Annotated in this window: 20 protein-coding genes; 6 read left to right on the top strand and 14 right to left on the bottom strand. The window is 35.9% G+C overall.

The genetic code is table 11. From position 1 onward, the window contains the following. Nucleotides 1–67: 67 nt before the first annotated feature. Nucleotides 68–358 carry a HesB/YadR/YfhF family protein gene (locus tag MHI57_RS02680; protein WP_307314045.1) on the top strand — a complete coding sequence of 97 codons (291 nt, stop codon included), beginning with the start codon at nt 68–70 and terminating at the stop codon, nt 356–358. 39 nt (nt 359–397) lie between these two features. Here MHI57_RS02680 and MHI57_RS02675 read toward each other — a convergent pair whose 3' ends face one another. The 9 genes from MHI57_RS02675 to MHI57_RS02635 all read right to left on the bottom strand — a co-directional run bounded on the left by MHI57_RS02675 (nt 398) and on the right by MHI57_RS02635 (nt 8,455). Continuing rightward, nucleotides 398–691, bottom strand: a complete 294-nt coding sequence (locus MHI57_RS02675; protein ID WP_307314047.1) for a hypothetical protein — start codon at nt 689–691, stop codon at nt 398–400. A 17-nt stretch (nt 692–708) separates the two neighbouring features. After that, nucleotides 709–1,125, bottom strand: a complete 417-nt coding sequence (locus tag MHI57_RS02670; protein ID WP_340974813.1) for an acyl-CoA thioesterase — start codon at nt 1,123–1,125, stop codon at nt 709–711. Then, nucleotides 1,094–3,430: an AAA family ATPase gene (locus MHI57_RS02665; RefSeq protein WP_322909310.1), complete on the bottom strand. Its 2,337-nt coding sequence runs from the start codon at nt 3,428–3,430 to the stop codon at nt 1,094–1,096. The genes MHI57_RS02670 and MHI57_RS02665 overlap by 32 nt, the downstream gene beginning before the upstream one ends. Nucleotides 3,431–3,557: 127 nt before the next feature. Beyond that, nucleotides 3,558–3,701 (bottom strand): acid-soluble spore protein N, encoded by a 144-nt coding sequence (locus tag MHI57_RS02660; protein WP_095373331.1) that lies wholly within the window; start codon nt 3,699–3,701, stop codon nt 3,558–3,560. 60 nt (nt 3,702–3,761) lie between these two features. Next, nucleotides 3,762–3,899 carry an FbpB family small basic protein gene (locus MHI57_RS02655; RefSeq protein WP_095373332.1) on the bottom strand — a complete coding sequence of 46 codons (138 nt, stop codon included), beginning with the start codon at nt 3,897–3,899 and terminating at the stop codon, nt 3,762–3,764. A gap of 122 nt (nt 3,900–4,021) precedes the next feature. Beyond that, a complete protein-coding gene (locus MHI57_RS02650) occupies nt 4,022–4,513 on the bottom strand; it encodes a TlpA disulfide reductase family protein (protein ID WP_340974807.1) in 492 nt (163 codons plus the stop codon). Nucleotides 4,514–4,543: 30 nt separating this feature from the next. Next, complete coding sequence (locus MHI57_RS02645; protein WP_328199367.1) at nt 4,544–4,960, bottom strand: hypothetical protein; 417 nt, start codon at nt 4,958–4,960, stop codon at nt 4,544–4,546. 201 nt (nt 4,961–5,161) lie between these two features. Then, nucleotides 5,162–7,870, bottom strand: coding sequence for an aconitate hydratase AcnA (gene acnA / locus MHI57_RS02640; RefSeq protein ID WP_095373335.1), 2,709 nt, complete (start codon nt 7,868–7,870; stop codon nt 5,162–5,164). A gap of 324 nt (nt 7,871–8,194) precedes the next feature. Further along, nucleotides 8,195–8,455 carry a hypothetical protein gene (locus MHI57_RS02635; RefSeq protein WP_095373336.1) on the bottom strand — a complete coding sequence of 87 codons (261 nt, stop codon included), beginning with the start codon at nt 8,453–8,455 and terminating at the stop codon, nt 8,195–8,197. A gap of 119 nt (nt 8,456–8,574) precedes the next feature. Between MHI57_RS02635 and MHI57_RS02630 the strand changes: the two genes are divergently transcribed. Together MHI57_RS02630 and MHI57_RS02625 are read left to right on the top strand one after the other, a co-directional pair. Next, nucleotides 8,575–8,718, top strand: coding sequence for a small acid-soluble spore protein P (locus MHI57_RS02630; protein ID WP_224936401.1), 144 nt, complete (start codon nt 8,575–8,577; stop codon nt 8,716–8,718). Nucleotides 8,719–9,038: 320 nt separating this feature from the next. Next, on the top strand, nt 9,039–9,344 hold the full coding sequence (locus MHI57_RS02625; RefSeq protein ID WP_095373337.1) for a heat-shock protein Hsp20: 306 nt from the start codon (nt 9,039–9,041) through the stop codon (nt 9,342–9,344). A gap of 169 nt (nt 9,345–9,513) precedes the next feature. Here MHI57_RS02625 and MHI57_RS02620 read toward each other — a convergent pair whose 3' ends face one another. Both MHI57_RS02620 and MHI57_RS02615 read right to left on the bottom strand, forming a co-directional pair. Further along, nucleotides 9,514–10,449 (bottom strand): L-threonine 3-dehydrogenase, encoded by a 936-nt coding sequence (locus tag MHI57_RS02620; protein WP_095373338.1) that lies wholly within the window; start codon nt 10,447–10,449, stop codon nt 9,514–9,516. 41 nt (nt 10,450–10,490) lie between these two features. Continuing rightward, nucleotides 10,491–11,681, bottom strand: coding sequence for a glycine C-acetyltransferase (locus tag MHI57_RS02615; RefSeq protein ID WP_095373339.1), 1,191 nt, complete (start codon nt 11,679–11,681; stop codon nt 10,491–10,493). Between the two features lie 317 nt (nt 11,682–11,998). Between MHI57_RS02615 and MHI57_RS02610 the strand changes: the two genes are divergently transcribed. Together MHI57_RS02610 and MHI57_RS02605 are read left to right on the top strand one after the other, a co-directional pair. After that, entirely contained in the window at nt 11,999–12,541 is a 543-nt protein-coding gene (locus MHI57_RS02610) for an NADPH-dependent FMN reductase (RefSeq protein ID WP_095373340.1), read from the top strand. Nucleotides 12,542–13,008: 467 nt separating this feature from the next. Then, nucleotides 13,009–13,428 carry a Fur family transcriptional regulator gene (locus MHI57_RS02605; RefSeq protein WP_322909307.1) on the top strand — a complete coding sequence of 140 codons (420 nt, stop codon included), beginning with the start codon at nt 13,009–13,011 and terminating at the stop codon, nt 13,426–13,428. A 156-nt stretch (nt 13,429–13,584) separates the two neighbouring features. Here MHI57_RS02605 and MHI57_RS02600 read toward each other — a convergent pair whose 3' ends face one another. After that, nucleotides 13,585–16,173, bottom strand: coding sequence for an AAA family ATPase (locus tag MHI57_RS02600; protein ID WP_340974796.1), 2,589 nt, complete (start codon nt 16,171–16,173; stop codon nt 13,585–13,587). Next, a complete protein-coding gene (locus tag MHI57_RS02595; protein WP_095373343.1) occupies nt 16,170–17,489 on the bottom strand; it encodes a 3' terminal RNA ribose 2'-O-methyltransferase Hen1 in 1,320 nt (439 codons plus the stop codon). Before MHI57_RS02595 ends, MHI57_RS02600 begins: the two co-directional genes overlap by 4 nt. Nucleotides 17,490–17,647: 158 nt before the next feature. Between MHI57_RS02595 and MHI57_RS02590 the strand changes: the two genes are divergently transcribed. Beyond that, on the top strand, nt 17,648–19,201 hold the full coding sequence (locus MHI57_RS02590) for an ABC-F family ATP-binding cassette domain-containing protein (RefSeq protein WP_095373344.1): 1,554 nt from the start codon (nt 17,648–17,650) through the stop codon (nt 19,199–19,201). 62 nt (nt 19,202–19,263) lie between these two features. Here MHI57_RS02590 and MHI57_RS02585 read toward each other — a convergent pair whose 3' ends face one another. Next, on the bottom strand, nt 19,264–19,995 hold the full coding sequence (locus tag MHI57_RS02585) for an SDR family NAD(P)-dependent oxidoreductase (RefSeq protein ID WP_095373345.1): 732 nt from the start codon (nt 19,993–19,995) through the stop codon (nt 19,264–19,266). Between the last annotated feature and the right edge of the window lie 44 nt (nt 19,996–20,039).

Below are 20,039 nucleotides of genomic sequence, written 5' to 3'. Positions count from 1 at the left end.
CAAAATCTTAGCAGTGTGTTTCGCTTTCGTATACAATAGTCTTATAAAGATAAAAGGAGTGGGGACCTTGGACATTCGATTGAGTGACAAAGCCATTAACTGGTTTAAAGATGAGATGCTTTTAACTGCCGGAGATTACGTTCGTTTTTTTGCCCGGTATGGAGGTTCAAGCCCGATACAACAAGGATTTTCTTTAGGTATTTCTAATGAAGAACCGGTCAATCCTGTCGTTACGAAAGAATCTGACGGTATCCAGTTTTTTATCGAGGAAAAAGACTTGTGGTACTTCGATAATCATCATTTGATTGTGCAATATGACGAGGACTTAAACGAACCGCAGTATAAATATGAAAAATAAACATCACCCCTAGCTCTATAAAACTAGGGGTGATGTTTATTATCTCCAAATATGCTCTTCTTTTCCCTCTAACTTCATAATTTCAATTTGTTTATCTCCTAATAAATCAAAATGAGAGTATCCGTCTTTACGATGATGAATCCACTCCGGCTTCAATCCGTACTTCTTCCCCCATAAAATGAGCTGATTCAAATCGGACGCTCCCACCTTCGTGACCGTCTTACACGTGGGAAAACGATCATCAAGCCAATAATGAGTAAGAAAGGCGATCTTTCCAGCATCTATATCAGATTTCCACTTTCTTACATCAACCCTAGTAATACCGAACGCCATTTTTAAGCCTTCTTTCTTTATTTCTTTGCTTTTTCGTATGCTTCATGCCAATCTGGAAACTTCCTCCGAAGTGAAATCGGTCGAAAACTATCCTTCTTCACACAAGTGTGTAATGAAGACCCACTAACAGCGAGAATGCCTTCTTGGTTATATATTTCATATCCATAAGTTGTCCTTAAACCATCATAATCCTCTACCCAAGTCTTGACTGTAGCTGTCTCTCCATAATGGAGAGGTTTTTTATAAGATGCTTGTATGTCAAGTACAGGTGATAATACACCTTGTTCTTCTAATGCCGCATAATTAAAACCTAGGTCTTTTACTAATTGCGTTCGACCTAGTTCCATCCAAATAATATAATTGGCATGATAGACCACACCCATTTGATCTGTTTCCGCATATCTAACTTCTATCTCTTTCGTTGAAACTAGCACTAGTCTTGTCTTCCTTTCTATTCGGACCAATTGTATTTATAAAATCTCTCTCTGTTAATGTGGATAACGATGACTCACTTGTATGTGAATCTTCCATAATTCTTCTTGCTTGATTCTGAATAGCCCCTTCAGCAAGATTCACAACTAAACGACCATTCCCTTCTGTTACTGTAGTCGTAAAATACTCCAGCAGTAATTGTTCGGCCGCCTTCGTTAAACTCATTTCATATCTTGTTAAAAATGCTTTCATCATCTTCAGCATCTCTTCAGCAGTATAGTCCGGAAAATGTAAAAACTTTTTAAAACGCGACCTTAGTCCAGGATTACTTGCCAATAGCTTTTCCATTTCCACTGGATAGCCTGCTAATATCACTACCAAGTTTTCGTTATGCTTAGTCATTTCATCTACAAGCGTATCTATCACTTCTTTTCCGAAATCAGTAGTGATATCAGATAAAAGAGAATACGCTTCATCAATAAACAAAACACCACCTAATGCTTGGCGAATAAGTTTTCTTGTTTTTAATGCTGTCTGGCCAATATAACCAGCAACAAAGTCGGCTCTACTCGAAACAATAAGATGGCCCCGTTTGAGCAAGCCGCATTCTTTTAATAATTGTGCGAAGATTTTCGCTATCGTCGTTTTCCCAGTACCTGGATTCCCTGTAAAAACTGAGTGTAGCTGCACAGGAATGGCCGGTAATCCTTGTTGCCCTCGCATATGCTGTACTTGTACAAATGACACTAAAGTCTTTACTTCTTCTTTAACATGCTCCAATCCAATCATTTCATCCAGTTGCTTCTGCGGTTGATCAATAGACTCTTCCTCATCGATGGTAAAATCATCTTCTTCTAATATGGTTAGTTCTCTAATATCTGCTTGATCACCCTTTATACCTTTAGAAAATATCGCATCGAGAATGACATCATGTACAGCTCTTGCGTTACCAAAGGTATCATCAACACGCTCTCTTTCTATTCTCTTTAACAACGCCCTTTCTCCTGAACTAGTTAGCACATAATCATTATTTAAAGCGATTCGCTTTCCTATCTCTAACAACTCGTAGTCATTGTAATCTGAAAGATGGAGATGGTTTGCTTGCGGGAAACGACTGCGTAATCCCGGGTTTACTTCAAGAAACTGTCGCATTTCATCAGGATAGCCTGCCAATATTACTGCCAATCGTCCACTATACTTTTCACTTGTCATTAACGAAACAAGGGTATCAATTGCTACTTGTCCATAATCGTCCTTTGATTGATCTGATCGATTCAATGTATAAGCCTCATCGATAAATAATACTCCACCTAGCGCTTTTTCGACTAATTGTCCAACATTCTCTTCGGTTTGCCCAACATATGCACCAACTAATTGTGAACGATTAGTTTCTATGACATTCTCCCTTGGTAAGACACCCAAATGATTGTATATACGCGCAAGTGTTCTCGCTAAAGTTGTTTTACCTGTTCCAGGATTCCCTGTAATCACCATATTGAGACTCATTTGATCTCGCTGGTTAAAACCTAAAGTACGACGTCTATGTTGATACTGTAAAAATTGATAATAAGCTTTAATTCTCTTCTTTACATTTATCATACCAACCATTTCATCAAGTTCATTTAAAGGAGTCACATGTTGCTTTTTCTGTATTTCGTAGGCTTCAATTCTTTGTTGCCACTTTTCTTTCACTTTCAAAAGTTGCTCAATTTTTCTCTTTACTTCATCATAATGTATCGCTGTATGAAATACGCCAGATATCGACTGCTCATATGCTTCAGCAACCTCAACTAATTCACCGCCAATGGATAGAGCGTCTTCGAGGATAGCATATAAATCGTTTACAAAAGGACTCAATTGATCATTTTTATACTTACGTAGTTCCTCTTTTTGTCGTTTTAAATGTTCTTTTGCTTTATGAGTTTGTTGCATAAAACGGTTTGTGATGGCTATCATTTCTTCTGCAGCATATTTTTTTGTTGCACGATTATCAGTTTCACGAATAATAGGATATTGAAGTTGATCCATGAATTCTTTGTTAATCATCCATTTTGTTTCTGCGAGCGCTTCTTTTGCTCTGAGATTCTGCGGTGATAATTCAATCGCCTTTTGTAACCATGCAACTGGCAATTGAACATCTGTTTTGTCCCTTATAGCAGACAATTGCGCTGCTTCTGTTAGCAACTCTGATAATTGTTCAGCATCCGTTTTTTCATCTAAACGAGAGATTTGTTCAAATATATTTCTTTCAGTATGTACTTGCTGGGAACCATTTTTATCAATATCTGTTTTTTTCTTTTGTTTCATTCTATTCACATCACTTTATTCAATGGTTTAAACTAACTATACCATATTTTTTTCTTCATATTGAAGTAAAGCCGCTTACATACAAAAGGATGCTTAGGTACGGCTTACCTAAGCATCCTTTTGACATTTATTCACCTTTTGTTTGAATCACATCAGGTTGTTTGCCTGTTTTATCCTGCATTTGTTTACCTTTATTGCCACCAAAACCTCTTGATTGTGTACCAAGGTGATTGGGGACAAAAGCTTTACTGTTCTTTTTTGGATTACCCATCACTTATCCCTCCTTCATTTTATTATGTTCGGAAGTTAAGTGAAATAGTCAGGTAAAAATCTACTCTGCCTTTAGGTGACTAGCATGTTTTTCTTCTAATCGCATTTCTATTTTATCCATTGCAGACTGATCTTTCATTAATTGAAGCTTATTCTCTAATACCAGATCAGCAAACGTTCTTCTTTTAGGTTTTCTCATAAAATTCTTCACCCACCATTTCTTTCTATTTTATAAGCAGTATGCCCCATTCAATAGAAAGTTATTACAAATTTTAGAAAATTTAATAATGGGCTTAGTTATTGAATTATAAAAGAGATAGATTAAAACTGTTTTAACTTTTCTTTAATTAATGATAAAGGCATAGCACTATAGTATTTATCCCTTATGACGCCCTTTTCATCAATGAAATAAGTAGTTGGTATTACCATCACTTGATAAATTTCATTTACTTGATCATTCTCGTCTAATAAAACCGGAAAAGTAATACCTAATCGCTCAACATATTTGCTGACATTACTTTTTGTATCAATGTTAATGGCAATGATCTCTATATTAGTATCCTTTTTATTTTGATAAAATGATTGGAAATCACGCATTTCTTGTTTACATGGCGCACACCAAGTAGCCCAAAAATTGAGCATCACTTTTTTTCCGCGAAATTCCGTTAAACTGACATTTTTACCTTCAATAGTCTGAAGCTTAAATTCGGGTGCTTTTGTGCCGATCTTCAAACCAGGTAATTGATCATCTGCTGCAGTTTCTAGCGGGATAAATAGTAAAAGGCAACAAAGGAATAATAAGGTTTTTTTCAACTAGAACACTCCTTCCTTTCATTATTGTTCCTAATAGAAAAGAAAATATAGTGTTCTGATCATCCAAAATGAAAGAAAATATGTAAATAAATAAACGAAAGCGATACGCATCCATTGAATCATAGAGAAATGCGAGTGATAGGCTTTAATAAATAAATAAATTACCATGATAACTAAAGCGAAGAATAGACCTTTCAGTCCACTATTTGAATAAACAATTATAAGAGGGTTTTTTATTACATCTGTAAACCTCATTATTAGTGGTAGCCCTTTATAACATAGGAGAAAAATAATTAGACCAGTCACCAGACTAGAACTAACTTCATCTTTTATCTTCCCATCAACTCTAAACAAAGTTTTTAAAAGAAAATATGTGATTACAAACGCTATCGCAAGACTTAACTGATTCACAGTAATTAAAAACGGACCAATCATCCATGCTTTCAATTGTTATCTCCTTTTGTTTTACTATGCTCAATCATTTTTACTCATTTCATTTAGTTCTAAGGTTTTTTTAAACTTTCACATCGTGATTCTATGTGTATTGAATGAAGGCAAATTCCTTCCTAAAAGGGGTGAAGTTTGTTGAAGTTTGGAAACTAAAAACCCTCTACACATCTAGAGGTGTAGAGGGCAGGAAAGCTACAATTATTTCTTCAATCGATTACGAAGAACCATTTGCAAGATACCACCATGACGATAGTAATCAATTTCCACTTCAGAGTCGAAACGAACAAGTGCTTCAAAAGTAGTTATAGTGCCATCTTCTGCAATTGCTGTCACTTTTACAAAGTCGCGAGGTCTCACGTCTTCTCCAATTTCAACACTAATTGTTTCCTTACCAGTTAATCCTAGTGTATCAGCACTCTCACCAGCTTTAAATTGAAGTGGTAGAACGCCCATTAACACAAGGTTAGAACGGTGAATACGCTCATAGCTTTCGGCAATAACTGTTTTAATACCGAGTAAATTTGTTCCTTTTGCTGCCCAGTCACGAGATGATCCCATTCCGTAATCCTTACCAGCAAGTACAACTAATCCAGTGCCATCTTCTTTATATTGCATACATGCATCATAAATGGATGTCACTTCACCAGTTGGCCAATACGTTGTGAATCCACCTTCAGTACCTGGTGCAATTTGGTTACGGATACGGATATTAGCAAATGTACCACGCATCATAACTTCATGGTTACCACGACGAGAACCATAAGAGTTAAAGTCACGAACTTCTACGCCATTTTCGCGAAGGTATTTACCAGCTGGTGTATCTTTACCGATTGCACCTGCAGGAGAAATATGGTCAGTTGTAACAGAATCACCAAATTTACCAACTACACGTAAACCATTTAATGGTTTTACTTCTTCTGGATCTGGTTTTAAACCTTCAAAGAATGGTGGGTTTTGGATATAAGTAGATGACTCATCGAAAGTATATAATGGTTCATTACTTGTTTTAATTTCATTCCAACGCTCATTATCATCGAATACACGCTCATATTCAGCACGGAATAAATCAGGTGTAACCGTTTGTTTAACGACTGCATTGATTTCCTCTGTTGTTGGCCAGATGTCTTTAAAGAATACATCGTTCCCATCTTTATCTTGACCAAGAACATCATGTTGAAGATCAACATCAACTGTTCCAGCTAGAGCGTATGCAACTACTAACGGTGGTGAAGCAAGGTAGTTACCTTTCACTAATGGATGGATACGACCTTCAAAGTTACGGTTACCAGAAAGAACAGAAGTAACAAGTAAATCACTGTCAGCAATCGCTTCTTCAATTTCTTCTTTTAAAGGACCAGAGTTACCGATACATGTTGTACATCCATAACCTACTAGGTTAAATCCTAATTGCTCTAAATAAGGAAGTAAACCAGAGTTATTTAAGTATCCAGTTACAACTTTTGAACCTGGTGCTAAAGATGTTTTCACATATTTAGGAACTTCCAAACCAAGTTCTACTGCTTTTTTCGCAACAAGACCTGCACCAACTAATACATAAGGATTAGATGTGTTTGTACAGCTAGTGATTGCAGCAATTGCAACTGCACCCGTTTTCATTGTCGTAGAATCGCCATTTTTGAAGTTAACTGTTGCTGTTTTATCAAACTCTTTCTCATCATAACCAAAACCTTGGTTACCTTGAGGAGCAGTAACAGCTTTATTAAATTCTTTTTTCATAGCAGAAAGCGGAATTAAATCTTGCGGACGTTTTGGACCGGAAAGGTTCGGTTCAATATCAGCTAAGTTAATTTCTACTACATCTGTATAAACTGGTTCTAATGAAGGATCGAAGAATAAGCCATTTGCTTTAGAATAAGCTTCAACAACTTTGATTTGTTCTTCTTTACGTCCAGTTAGACGCATGTATTCTAAAGATTCACCATCAACTGGGAAGAATCCACATGTTGCACCATATTCAGGTGCCATGTTCGCGATTGTTGCACGATCAGCTAGTGGAAGTGCAGGAACACCTGGTCCGAAGAATTCCACAAATTTACCTACAACACCGTGTGTACGTAAAACTTGTGTTACTTTTAAGGCAAGGTCAGTAGCTGTTGCTCCATTAGGTAGCTCACCAACAAGTTTCACCCCAACAACTTCAGGAACTGGGAAATATGAAGGCTGTCCAAGCATCCCAGCTTCCGCCTCAATACCACCAACACCCCAACCAAGTACACCGATACCATTAATCATCGTTGTATGAGAGTCAGTACCAACAAGTGTATCAGGGAATGCTTCAAAATCTCCTTCTGTTGTTTCATTTGCAATTACAACATCAGCAAGATATTCTAAGTTTACTTGGTGAACGATACCTGTCGCAGGTGGAACAGCACGATAGTTATCAAATGCTTTTTGTGCCCAACTTAAGAATTGGTAACGTTCTGCGTTTCTTTCAAATTCTAAAACCATATTTGCATCTAGTGCATCTGGTGTGCCATATTTATCAACTTGTACAGAGTGGTCAATAACAAGATCAACTGGTTTTTCAGGGTTGATCATATCTGGATCTCCACCCATATCAGCCATAGCTTTTCTTAAAGAAGCTAAGTCTACAACTGCTGGTACACCTGTAAAGTCTTGAAGGATAACACGTGAAGGTTTAAATGGTACATCCACTTCCTTCACATCTGCTGTTCCCCATTTTGCTAAGTTTTCAACATGCTCTTTTGTAATTACACGACCGTCATATTGACGTAGTACAGATTCAAGTAGGACTTTAATAGAATATGGTAATTTAGATACCTGTCCTATACCTGCATTTTCAAGTGCTGCTAAGTCATAGTAATGATAACGTTTCCCATCTACATCAAATGATTTACGGGAATTAAACACATCATTTTTCGCCATAGTATTACCCCCTAATTCGAACTACAAAGTACTATAATACCACTTAATGGTAATCAATCGAAAAGTTTGAATTTTTACCCATCCTCACTTTTCTCACAATTCCTATAATAATACAACATTCAACATAAGTAAATAACAAGAAAGTTATTGTTATTGATAAGTTTTTCTTATGGTATTTCTAATAAATGATATGATAAACATAAAAACACCGCAATTGAGAGAGGTTATCAATTACGGTGTGAAATACACTTCATTTAATTATTATATTAAGAAAATAAACCAATCGCGTTTAATTGACTTTTTTCGACTTTTTTAGCCCTATTTTTATTTTTCTGATTGCACTTGGCTTGTGATGGCATCCAAATCCGTTTGAAATTTAAGCAATTGCTCTTTTTGATGCTCAGATGCAACTTCTAAAGCATTTTGGATTTGTTCATAAGTTTCTGCTATTTCTTGAGACAGATGTTTGAGTTGTTGGCCATACGTACTAGCATGTTTATCTATTACATGATACTGTTCTTCTACATCTTCCATACTTTGTTGGGCTGCTTGAAATGCTTGCTGTTTATTTTTATGATAAGGCATAACTTGTTTTCACCTCTTTTGCTTTTCTTACAATTAAATTGTTCAGAGTGAGGATAAAATATACCGTATAAAAAATGGGGATTCTTTCATCCTATAAACAAAAGGAGGGAAATGAAAAAATGAATAAAAATGATGGTAAAGATATGAGAAAAAACGCTCCAAAAGGGGATAACCCAGGACAACCTGAGCCTTTAAGTGGCTCTAAGAAAGTAAAGAATAGAAATCATTCAAGACAAAAGAATCACTCTCATCATGATATGTAGAAGTTTGTTCGATACAATTGAATAAATGATCAAAATAAAAACCTTAATGAAATAACTCTGCATTCTTGAAATGAGTTCGGTATTGTACCGGACTCATTTTACCTTATCCCCGGACTGTTATTAATAAAAATAATACATCATTCATTTCCTTAACTTGATTAAGTAGCTTCATACAAATATATTTTATAAACTGTAGTTCTTGTACAGTTATCATCAATTTTGGAAGAAAATATAATTTCCACATTAACATTTAAAAAAATCGATTGTACGATTCACATTATTTGTGTATACGCATACATTATCATACTGGGGTGATATGTATGAATATGGAGTGGCAGAGTTGGTTTGAAAGCATGTTTCTTGATCCGTTAACATCTTTTTTAGACGAGTCTATCTTTCGTATCGATGTATTTGATACTGAATCAGCTTATATAATTGAAGCCTTAATTGAAGAGGATCGTTATCATCATGTGCAAGTTATACCAACGGGAGATGAGCTTATTATCAGTGCTGTTGCAAAAAGTGATGGTGCAACATATAGCAGAAAACTTATGCTTCCTCATATTACAACTCCACTACGAATCGTTCACCAGCATTCTATTTTGGAAATTTTCATAGACAAATAATGATACAATATTTAGTTGACATAATAAAATTATGTGAACCTTTTATCGTCTCAGGATTCGAACTAAAATAAACAAATTTACAATATGATAACTCCTGCATGGATATACTAAAATCTATTTTAACTTAAAGAAAAACGCCCGCGTAACAAAAGGGCGTTTTTCTTTATCTTTATTTTAGTTTATTTAACATATCCTCAGTCATTCTTGCGAGATCATACTCTGCTTTAAATCCCCATTCTTCTTTTGCGGCTGAAGCGTCAATGGCATTTGGCCAACTATCAGCGATTGATTGGCGAACTGGATCGACATCATACATTAAGACGAATTCTGGTATATGCTTACGGATTTCAGCAGCGATTTGCTCCGGTTCAAAACTCATTGCTGTCACATTAAATGAATTACGATGTAATAATTTTGCTGGATCAGCCTCCATAAGGTTGACTATCGCATTTAAGGCATCAGGCATATACATCATATCCATATAGGTACCTTTTGCAATATAAGAAGTATACGCTTTGTTTTTCATCGCTTCGTAATAAATCTCCACAGCATAATCGGTCGTTCCGCCTCCTGGAGGTGTTACGTAAGAAACTAATCCTGGGAATCGTAAACCGCGTGTATCCACACCAAATTTATGATAGTAATAATCAGAAAGGAGCTCTCCAGAAACTTTATTTACGCCGTACATTGTTGTTGGTCGGCAAATCGTATCTTGTGGTGTAAGGTCTTTTGGTGTAGAAGGTCCAAAAGCGCCAATGGAACTTGGTGTAAAGAATTGCGCACCCGTTTCTCTTGCTGCTTCAAGTGCGTTCATCAATCCACCCATATTTAAATTCCAAGCAAACACTGGATTTGCTTCAGCTGTGGCTGATAATAAGGCAGCCATATGAATAATAGAATCAACTTGATGCTTTTTCGCCACTTCTAACATCGTTTTTCCATCTGTAACGTCTACCATTTCAAAAGGTCCTGATGTAGCTGCCTCTGAGTCATTGCTTCTAATATCTGTTGCAATGACATGGTCCGTTCCATAGATTTCTCTTAATTTCAGTGTTAACTCTGAGCCAATCTGGCCAAGTGCACCAGTAATCATAATTTTTTTCATTTTTTCTCCTACCCTTTTCAACCCTCTCTAAAGGGGTGATTTTATATAATCTCTAATTCTTTTCCTACCGTTTCATATATAGTTAATGCTTGATCTAGCATTTCTTTCGTATGTGCAGCAGATGGCATATTACGTACACGGCCTGTTCCTCTTGGTACCGTTGGGAATACGATGGACTTTGCATACACTCCAGCTTCATTAAGTTTCTTACTAAATTCTTGCGTCTTCACTTCATCCCCAATGATACAAGGTGTAATCGGTGTTTCACTTTCACCGATATTAAAGCCTAATTTCTTTAAGCCTGCTTTTAAGTATTCACTGTTTTCCCATAACTTTTCATTGAGCGCTGTGCTCTCCATTAACATCTCAATCGCTTTTTTACTTGCAGCAGCATCAGCAGGTGTAACAGATGTAGAAAATAAGAAAGGTCTACTTCTCACCTTTAACCAATCTATTAATTGTTGTTTACCAGCTACATAACCACCAACTACTCCGATTGCCTTCGATAATGTACCAATTTGGAAATCCACTTTATCAGAAAGACCAAAATGTTTTACCGTACCAGCACCTTTACCTAATACACCAGAACCGTGAGCATCATCTACATATGTTATTAGATCAAACTCTTCAGCGATTTTAACGATTTCTGGTAATTTAGCAATATCACCATCCATTGAAAATACGCCATCTGTAATGACCATTACTTTATTGTATTGCCCAGATTCTGTTGCTTCCTTTGCTTTTGCTCTAAGATCGTCCATATCAGAATGATTAAATCGAATGATTTTTGCTTTGGATAAACGGCAACCGTCAATAATTGAAGCATGATTAAGCTCATCTGAAAGGATGGCATCATTTTTATCCATAACTGCAGAAATCGCCGCCATATTACAATTGAATCCAGATTGATAAGCAATTGCTGCCTCTGTATGCTTGAATTTTGCAAGTGTTTCTTCAAGCTCTACATGGATTTGCAACGTACCATTAATCGTCCTAACTGCCCCTGCACCAACACCATATTTATCAATCGCTTCTTTAGCAATTGTTCTTAACGTATCATTTGTTGCTAAACCTAAATAATTGTTCGAAGATAAGTTAATTAACTCTTTCCCGTTAATTTTAATGATTGGACCATTCGCACTTTCTAACGGGTCAATTTCGTTATATAATCCTTTATCTTTTAAATCCTCAAGATTTTCACTTAAAAATTGATTTAGAATATTGCTTGACATATTCCTTTTCCTCCTAGTGTTTCATCTTCATTTTCTTTTCAAAATAGACAACTGTCCTCTGTAAAAATACAACTATTTTCTAGTTATACATTTGCTATGTATAGGTTTTACAAATTATACTTTACCACATTTTAAATAATTGTACACATATAGAGGACATATTTTCAAAAGAACTTTATTAGTTAATTTACCCATCTTACTTAAAAAATGTTCAAATTTAATGGAAACGTTTAGATTTTCTGAGCATTTATAACAGATTTCAAATAGGTCTATGCTATGATGGAAACATTAATTATTACATAATGGAGGCATTTATTATGAAAATAGCTGCATTTGTCGGAAGCAATCGCAAAGAATCAATTAATAAAAAGTTAGCCTTATTAATGAAAGAACGTTATAAAGAAGAGCTCGAGATAGATATCCTCCCTCTTGAAGTATTACCGATGTATAATCAAGATGATGAACTTACACCGCCAGCGTCCGTTTTAGAAATTCGCCAAAGAATTAAAGATAGTGATGGGTTATTATTTTTAACCCCTGAATATAATCACTCCATTCCTGCCTTTTTAAAGAACGCCATTGATTGGTTTTCAAGAGTGGAAAAAGTTATGGTCAATAAACCTGCGATGATTGTTGGTGCAACGCCTGGTGCAATGGGAACAGTAAAAGCGCAAATGCACTTGCGTCAAATACTCAACTCAGCTGGAGTTGGCGCTGTCACGCTTCCAGGAAATGAAGTTTTTATCGGTACCGTCCTTGATAAAGTAAATGAACAAGGAGAACTTGTACACGAACAAACTTTAGATTTCTTAGATCAGGTTGTAATCAATTTTATTAACTGGTCAGAAAAAGTAAAATAACATTCACTTCCATTATTAGATTAAACATATAAAAATCCGTAATGTCCCAAACAACGCTAATGTTTTTGAGACATTACGGATTTTATATTTGTATAAAATTCAAACTCTTTTATCAACTAGAATCCCTATTCAAAGTGTAATTGATAATCCCCTTCCGTTTTCAATATTCTTTCACACATTGATATCATGTAACATATTAGTATAGTGGTGATTAAAAAACTAAAATTATTACACACTCAACGAAGGTATATTACCGGAAATGTCGAAACTATATTTATACACAATCCTTATTTATAATTATTATAAAAAAGTATTGATTTTCGAATGAGAAGTGTTATTATTAATATATATCGTTAATATGTTAGTCATTCTCATATTTCGTTTATTTTTCACTTTTTCTCATATGCCTTTAAGTTCTACTTAAAGGCATTCTCTACAATTACATCATTATAAATGAGGGTTATAGCATGAACAAAGACCAAATAGAAAGCTTAATTCCCTTATTAAAAGAAAAAAATTTAAGGGTTACACCACAAAGAATACAAATTTTAACGACACTGATTGACATGAATGGACATCCAACAGCTGAAGACATTCAAAAAAGAATCCCTATCATTAGTCTCGCTACCATTTACAATAACTTAAAACTATTTGTTGAATTAGGAATCATTAATGAGCTACCTTATGGCAATGGATTAAGTCGTTTTGAATTTAGTCAGTCCAATCATTATCACGTTATCTGTGAATTATGTGGAAAAATTGCAGATATTAACTATCCGGAACTTACAGAAATTGAAGAAATGGTAGCTAATCTTACAGGTTTTTCCGTCAATAATCACAATATGGAAGTGTATGGGAAATGCCAAGAATGCATAGAGAAAGGATGATTCCGATGAAAAAAGAAGATAAAATTTGCCCAGTATGTAAAACAAAATTGATTAAATTAAAGCATAGTACAATTTGCGCTTGTGGTAATAAGATTATGAAAGATAAAATTCCATCATAAAAAAGCCATCAATATAGATGACTTTTCTCTATGACGACTATAATCTCGGGTCGACTTCATCTCCTTCGAGGGCAAGTATAGCGACAATACATTCATGAATTCGACCTATTTCTTCTTGCTTTACAAAGCGGTTTAACGCCTCTATCCCTAAGGAAAATTCTTGTAAAGCTAATTTTTGTTTACGTTTCGTGTTTCTTTTCTTCAACCGCTCTAAGTATTTCTCTTCTAAATAATCCATGCCATATATGATTTGTAAATACTTTCTTCCCCTTACCTTTAACGCCGGTTGTAACAGCTTCCCTTTTTCCCATACGGTAAACTGGTTGGGTTTAACAACCATTCCTTCATGCCCTTCTTCTGTCATTTCTTTCCACCAACTAATTACTTGCTCCCAATCCGATTCATCTTCAATTAGCAAATATTCAGTAGGCCTAAAAATACTACATACGTTGGATAGTTCTTCCACATGAGTCATATGCCATGTATGGGGTTTTTCGTGATATACTCTTCCACTATGTGCTAGGATATGAAATGGAGCTATCACAATGCGATCTATGTCAGAAACCTCCCAGCAATACTTTTCATACACTTTTTGAAAACTTTCTGCACGTTCTAACTTCTCTTCATTTTCTTTTAACCACTGGTTCTCAACCAATGCTTCGCTTAGTGCTTTATCCAAGATTTTTCGGTCTAAGATTGCACTTTCAGCTACAAGATTATATTGTTTATTGATTAAATCTTGTGCCTTTAAATTCCACGGCATGATCTCACAATCCAGTAATACAAAGTCTGTTTCGTACTTATCAAAATAGTCATTTTTCTTTAAACTAGATTGAATAACCGTTAATATTCGCTCTTCTATATCCTTTTTAAAAAAGCGCTTCCCACTTCTTGAATATATCGCACCTAAATTACTAATCCCAGTATAGTTTAATGCTACTTCCTCATTCTTAAAAATGAGTAAAATCCCCCGTGAACCCATATGCTTTTTCTCAACAATAAGTTGATTAACACCATAATCTCGATAATATTTAAAAGCCTCTACTGGATGTTCTAAATAATCTGGCAACTGACTCGGAATAGGAACAGGACTCATAGTAGGAGGGAGATAAACCAGTTGACCAAAATGGGTATCGGCTGTAGATAACGAACCAATGACTGGTTTGACATACTTACCTTTCACACTTACATCTTCGAATTCTTCCATTTGTATGCGATAACCTTCAATAAGCGCTTGTATATTAGGGGGTTGCAACCTCTTGCTCTTCCATTCTATTATTGGGTTATGCTCTACACCGTTATAATTTTTGAGAGCATCCACCGCGACAAATGACTTCTCGGGATATCGATAGGCTGTTAATTTCCCTCCAAATACGACACCTTGATCAATATTAATCGTAGAGTTGATAGTAGTCGGATATGGTCTCGGATCATGCCCCCATATAATGGTCATATGACCTGTATGATGATGATACCATTCATCTCTTATGGGAATACCATCTTTCATGCGACTTGATGATTCACCGTATCGACAATAATCCGATATTTGTTGGGATTTCTTGCCTATATACTCATCTTTAATCCCTGCATGCGTGCATACAAGCATCGGCACACCTTCATCCTCGATTATATAATGTGCAGGAGCATTTCCTAAAAACTGAATGAACTCATCCTTCAGTCGTTTTTGCTCTTCTTCTGAATAGGTAGCTAACCATTGATTGATTTCTTTAGCCGTCAATTCGTCACCATGTTGCAAAGTGACTTGATTTCCTTTTAACCATCTGTAGATTTTCCAACCATGATTACTATCAATCATATAAGCTAAGTTATTATTGACATGATTTTTAAAAAATAAAAGCGTTTCTAAAGAGCGCGGTCCTCGACTCATAATATCACCTAGTGATAAAAACTTTCTCCCAAAGGGATGAGTATAGAGCCCTTGTTCATTTTCTTCATAACCTAACTTCTCTAATAATTGTAATAGCTCAGTATAACAACCATGAATATCACCAATGATATCAATTCCTGCTCCCACATCAATAGGAGGAACTTCATCCATTCGTGCTATTTCAACAGAGTGATTCAATTCTTTTATCATATGAAGTTGATGATAACCTTCTGTTTTTAAATAACGCTTATTATATTGGAACCTTTTCATTTGTTGTTTAATGCGCTTTGAACCCCTTGGGAATATTCGTTCGTTATCTCTCATTAATAATGTATCTAAATCGATATCTATCACAATTGCGCTTATCGGTAAATGATGGCGATGTGCAATGGAAATCAATTTTTTGCGATCATCACTATTTATATTAGTCGCATCAATGAAACTACATTTATTTAAACGACATCTTGCTTGTAGGGTTGATTCTAGTAGTTCAAATGCCTCTTTAGAAATCATTTGATACTGTTCAAATAAGATCTGCCCCACCTTGTTATTACTGCTTTCAACTGAGGTGTACTCTTGATCTGCAACTATTTTTCTATATTTATCTGAACTTAAAACTTCTGAGTCTCTTATTTGTCCGCTATCGATCCAGTTCTGCAATAATGTTGTTTTACCACTACCAGAAGGCCCAACAAGTAAAATGACACCAGCGTTAGGAATTGTGATTCTTCTCCTCATACCATCACCTCTTTTTCGAAAACGACTATTTGAGTCGGCGCACCTCGTTCATGATCTATATCACCTATACTAGAAATGCTTGCCTTATATGCATACATAGCAGTCATCTTCTCAACCCATGCATGTAATTCTGCTCTTGTCCATTCAAAGCGATGATCATAATGGCGCATGGATTCACCAAGTTGATAAAGTGTATTATATTCTTTATTCGGTGTTGTAATAATACAAACCGCAGGCTTATACTCTTGAAAAATAAGTTGCATGGCCGTTTGCAATTTTTCTTCGGCAATATGTTCAATCACTTCACATAAAATAAAGACGTCTTTATTCTTTAGTCCATCATCATAATAAAATACCGAACCCCATTTTTGCATTGGCATTAAGAAGCCCGGATTTTCGGCAGCTTTTGCATATCTTTTTGTCGCCTTTACCGTTTCTCGTTCACTTGGTTCAACTGCAATTATTTCACTCACATTTGGTAAAAAACCTAATCTAGTACTAAGTTTTCCTTCTCCACTCCCCATGTCTATTATCTTTCTAAGATGAGGTTTAGATTGAATGATCTCGATTATCTTTTCATAACGTAGTTGGTTTAGTCCTTTTTGCTTCTTTTCCTTTTCAACCTTTGTGTGTTCGGTTATATTGTCGCCTAAGAGCCCTTTATACTTTAAGGCACGTTTATAAATCCAGTCTTTTTGAGGATGATCATCTAGCCAACCTTCTCCGAAACGCTGAAGCTTTTCCGCCTCTTTTTCATCAATATAATAGTGCTTATAATTATCAATAACTGGAATGAGAATAAATAACTGCCTTAACCCCTTTTGTAACGTTGTCTCACCTGTAACAGTTACATAAAGAGGACTGTTTTTCGTTTCAGATTGCACAGATAAGCTAAATCCAAGCGGTGAAAACAACTCCCGAAGATTCTCTACAGAAAGGTCTGTATTTACTGGACCAAATGAATAAGAAAATTGAAATACCTGCCCCACATATGATAAATATTCTTCCTTAGGTAAGCCATTTAGGGCTGTCGCAAGAGGAGAGCGTATGAGCGATAAAAACAAACTACTAACTGCAAATTCACGGTCATTAATATAATGTGTAATATCTAACTTCTCTCCACTATCCCTTAATAAACTTATAGCATCCAAAACGACGTATATCGTTACTTTCACCTCATTGGGAGTAAAGGATTGATAAAAGAGACGTACTTTATGCCCTTTATGATCTCTTTCATAAAGACGTTCAGGGTGTTTAGCCAATAAAAAAGAAAGGACATTCGCTCCTTCTCCTTTTGCATGAATCGTTAATTGCATAACAATCCCCCTTTTATATGTATTTAAACCATATTATACCACCAGCCATTCCTCAAAAGGAATTTTTCTTTTATAGATAAATATCGCCTCTCCCCTAGTTAAACATCGAGAAATCTAGTATGATTATTAAATGATTATGAAGAAATGAGGATTACAAAATGAGTTTACTTACAGTTGATCATCTTAGTCATACTTTTGGCGATCGAACATTATTTAAGGACGTGTCTTTTCGTTTATTAGCAGAAGATCACGTAGGGTTAGTTGGAGCGAACGGGGTAGGTAAATCTACTTTAATGAATATTATTACAGGGCAACTTATTCACGATGGGGGCAAAGTGGAATGGACACCTAATGTTCAATATGGGTATCTGGATCAACATACTGTTTTAACCCCTGGAAAAACGATGCGCGATGCATTAAGAGATGCCTTTCTACCATTATATAAAAAAGAAGAAGAATTAAATGAAGTCACAGCGAAGATGGCAGATGCCACACCAGAAGAATTAGAAGTTTTGCTAGAGCAAATGGGAGAAATTCAAGATACACTAGAAGCAGGCGGATTTTATTCAATCGACTTAAAAATAGACGATGCCGCAAGAGGATTGGGATTAGATGCAATAGGTTTGGATAGAGATGTCGCAGCACTTAGCGGTGGGCAAAGAACAAAAGTCTTACTTGCTAAACTATTGCTTGAGCAACCTCAAGTTTTACTCTTAGATGAACCAACAAACTATTTAGATGTTGAACATATAGACTGGTTATCCAACTATTTAAAAGAATATCCGTATGCCTTCATTTTAATCTCGCATGATACTGAATTTATGAACGGTGTCTCAAATGTTATTTTTCATCTAGAATTCTCTAAACTTACTCGCTATACGGCTAGTTATGAAAAATTCTTAGAACTGGCAGAAATCAATAAAAATCAACATATCCAAGCATATGAAAAGCAACAGGAATTCATCAAGAAACAAGAAGATTTTATCGCAAAAAACAAGGCGAGATATTCAACCACAGGTCGTGCAAAAAGTAGGCAAAAGCAATTAAACCGGATGGAGAGAATTGATCGTCCTGAAACAGCCGCTAAACCTACTTTCGAATTTAAAGAGTCGAGGGCTAGTAGCCGTTATGTGTTTGAAGGCGAGAATTTTGAAATTGGTTATACACATGCCCTATTGCCAAAAATGTCAATTACGATTGAAAAAGGGGATCGCATTGCCATAGTTGGTTGTAACGGTGTCGGAAAATCTACCCTCTTAAAAACAATGCTTGGAAAAATCCCAGCGATTAGCGGAAAAATTGAAAGAGGTGACTTCCTCTACCCTTCCTATTTCGAACAGGAAGTGAAAGGCGAGCAAATTACACCCATAGATGATGTATGGAACGAGTTCCCAGCGATGGATCAGCATCAGGTACGTGCAGCTCTCGCTAAATGCGGGCTAAAAAATGAACATATTTCAAGACCAATGAACCAACTAAGTGGGGGAGAACAAGCGAAAGTACGTCTTTGCAAGTTAATGATGAACGAAAGCAATTGGCTGCTGTTTGACGAACCAACAAACCACTTAGATATTACTGCGAAAGAAGAATTAAAAAGAGCCTTAAAAGCATACAAAGGCACCATTGTCCTCGTTTGCCACGAACCCGATTTTTACGAAGATTGGGTCACAAAAGTGTGGAATGTAGAAGAGTGGTCAGACGCAATGAAATAGAAATATAAACAAGCAAGGTTCCTTTATTCTTTACTAGAGGAACCTTGCTTTTTATCAGTTATTTATTCTTCATATATCATTTTCTTCGTCATACCACCATCTACAGTAATATTCTCTCCGTTCACAAAGTTATTTTCTGGATCTGTTAAGTAAAGACAGGCTTTAGCTATATCAGCTACCGTCCCGACTCTCCTTGAAGGGTGCTGATGATGATCAACTTCTCGCAGTTCCGCCTTCTCATTCGTCTCAATCCACCCTGGCGAAATACAATTAACCGTAATGTGATAATCTGCTAGGGAAAGAGCTAATGCATGAGTTAAACTAACAATGCCACCTTTTGAAGCAGCATAGGCTTCTGAATTGACTTCAGACATCATCGAACGAGTAGAAGCCATATTTACAACCGCTCCACCAGTTTCGTTATTTTTCATATATTTCGCCGCTTCTTTCGTGGCTAGAAATACGCTTCTTACATTTGTATTGATGACACGATCCCATTCGTCTAATGTTAATTCGAACAAAGGTTTAAAGACAGATACACCAGCATTATTAATGAGAATATCTACTTGTCCATACTTCTCGATTGTTTGTTCTAATAATCGTTGAATGTCTGCTTCTTCTTGGACATTTATCTGAAGGCAATCAAGCCCCTTTGCTTCAAGCGCAGCAAAGTTAGAATCATCCCAATCAGCCACTACTACGTTGGCACCTTCCCGCCTATAAGCGAGTGCAACCCCTTGACCAATTCCATTTCCTGCACCAGTGACAATAACTGTTTTATTTATAAACTTCATTCACATCTCACCCCATCTAATTCAATTGACTTGCCTTTATTTTA

Source organism: Cytobacillus sp. FSL K6-0129 (assembly GCF_038007625.1).
Taxonomy (GTDB): Bacteria; Bacillota; Bacilli; order Bacillales; family Cytobacillaceae; genus Cytobacillus; species Cytobacillus kochii.
Note: the sequence above shows the minus strand (reverse complement) of the source record. Positions and strands in the feature narration are given on the sequence as shown.

What these genes read in the sequence shown, in the direction of transcription:
- MHI57_RS02615 (WP_095373339.1), bottom strand. Translation starts at nt 11,681, where the DNA reads ATGTCAAGCAATATTCTAAATCAATTTTTAAGTGAAAATCTTGAGGAT.
- acnA (WP_095373335.1), bottom strand. Translation starts at nt 7,870, where the DNA reads ATGGCGAAAAATGATGTGTTTAATTCCCGTAAATCATTTGATGTAGAT.
- MHI57_RS02605 (WP_322909307.1), top strand. Translation starts at nt 13,009, where the DNA reads ATGAACAAAGACCAAATAGAAAGCTTAATTCCCTTATTAAAAGAAAAA.
- MHI57_RS02635 (WP_095373336.1), bottom strand. Translation starts at nt 8,455, where the DNA reads ATGCCTTATCATAAAAATAAACAGCAAGCATTTCAAGCAGCCCAACAA.
- MHI57_RS02610 (WP_095373340.1), top strand. Translation starts at nt 11,999, where the DNA reads ATGAAAATAGCTGCATTTGTCGGAAGCAATCGCAAAGAATCAATTAAT.
- MHI57_RS02625 (WP_095373337.1), top strand. Translation starts at nt 9,039, where the DNA reads ATGAATATGGAGTGGCAGAGTTGGTTTGAAAGCATGTTTCTTGATCCG.
- MHI57_RS02590 (WP_095373344.1), top strand. Translation starts at nt 17,648, where the DNA reads ATGAGTTTACTTACAGTTGATCATCTTAGTCATACTTTTGGCGATCGA.
- MHI57_RS02630 (WP_224936401.1), top strand. Translation starts at nt 8,575, where the DNA reads ATGAATAAAAATGATGGTAAAGATATGAGAAAAAACGCTCCAAAAGGG.
- MHI57_RS02655 (WP_095373332.1), bottom strand. Translation starts at nt 3,899, where the DNA reads ATGAGAAAACCTAAAAGAAGAACGTTTGCTGATCTGGTATTAGAGAAT.
- MHI57_RS02660 (WP_095373331.1), bottom strand. Translation starts at nt 3,701, where the DNA reads ATGGGTAATCCAAAAAAGAACAGTAAAGCTTTTGTCCCCAATCACCTT.
- MHI57_RS02675 (WP_307314047.1), bottom strand. Translation starts at nt 691, where the DNA reads ATGGCGTTCGGTATTACTAGGGTTGATGTAAGAAAGTGGAAATCTGAT.
- MHI57_RS02595 (WP_095373343.1), bottom strand. Translation starts at nt 17,489, where the DNA reads ATGCAATTAACGATTCATGCAAAAGGAGAAGGAGCGAATGTCCTTTCT.
- MHI57_RS02585 (WP_095373345.1), bottom strand. Translation starts at nt 19,995, where the DNA reads ATGAAGTTTATAAATAAAACAGTTATTGTCACTGGTGCAGGAAATGGA.
- MHI57_RS02665 (WP_322909310.1), bottom strand. Translation starts at nt 3,430, where the DNA reads ATGAAACAAAAGAAAAAAACAGATATTGATAAAAATGGTTCCCAGCAA.
- MHI57_RS02600 (WP_340974796.1), bottom strand. Translation starts at nt 16,173, where the DNA reads ATGAGGAGAAGAATCACAATTCCTAACGCTGGTGTCATTTTACTTGTT.
- MHI57_RS02620 (WP_095373338.1), bottom strand. Translation starts at nt 10,449, where the DNA reads ATGAAAAAAATTATGATTACTGGTGCACTTGGCCAGATTGGCTCAGAG.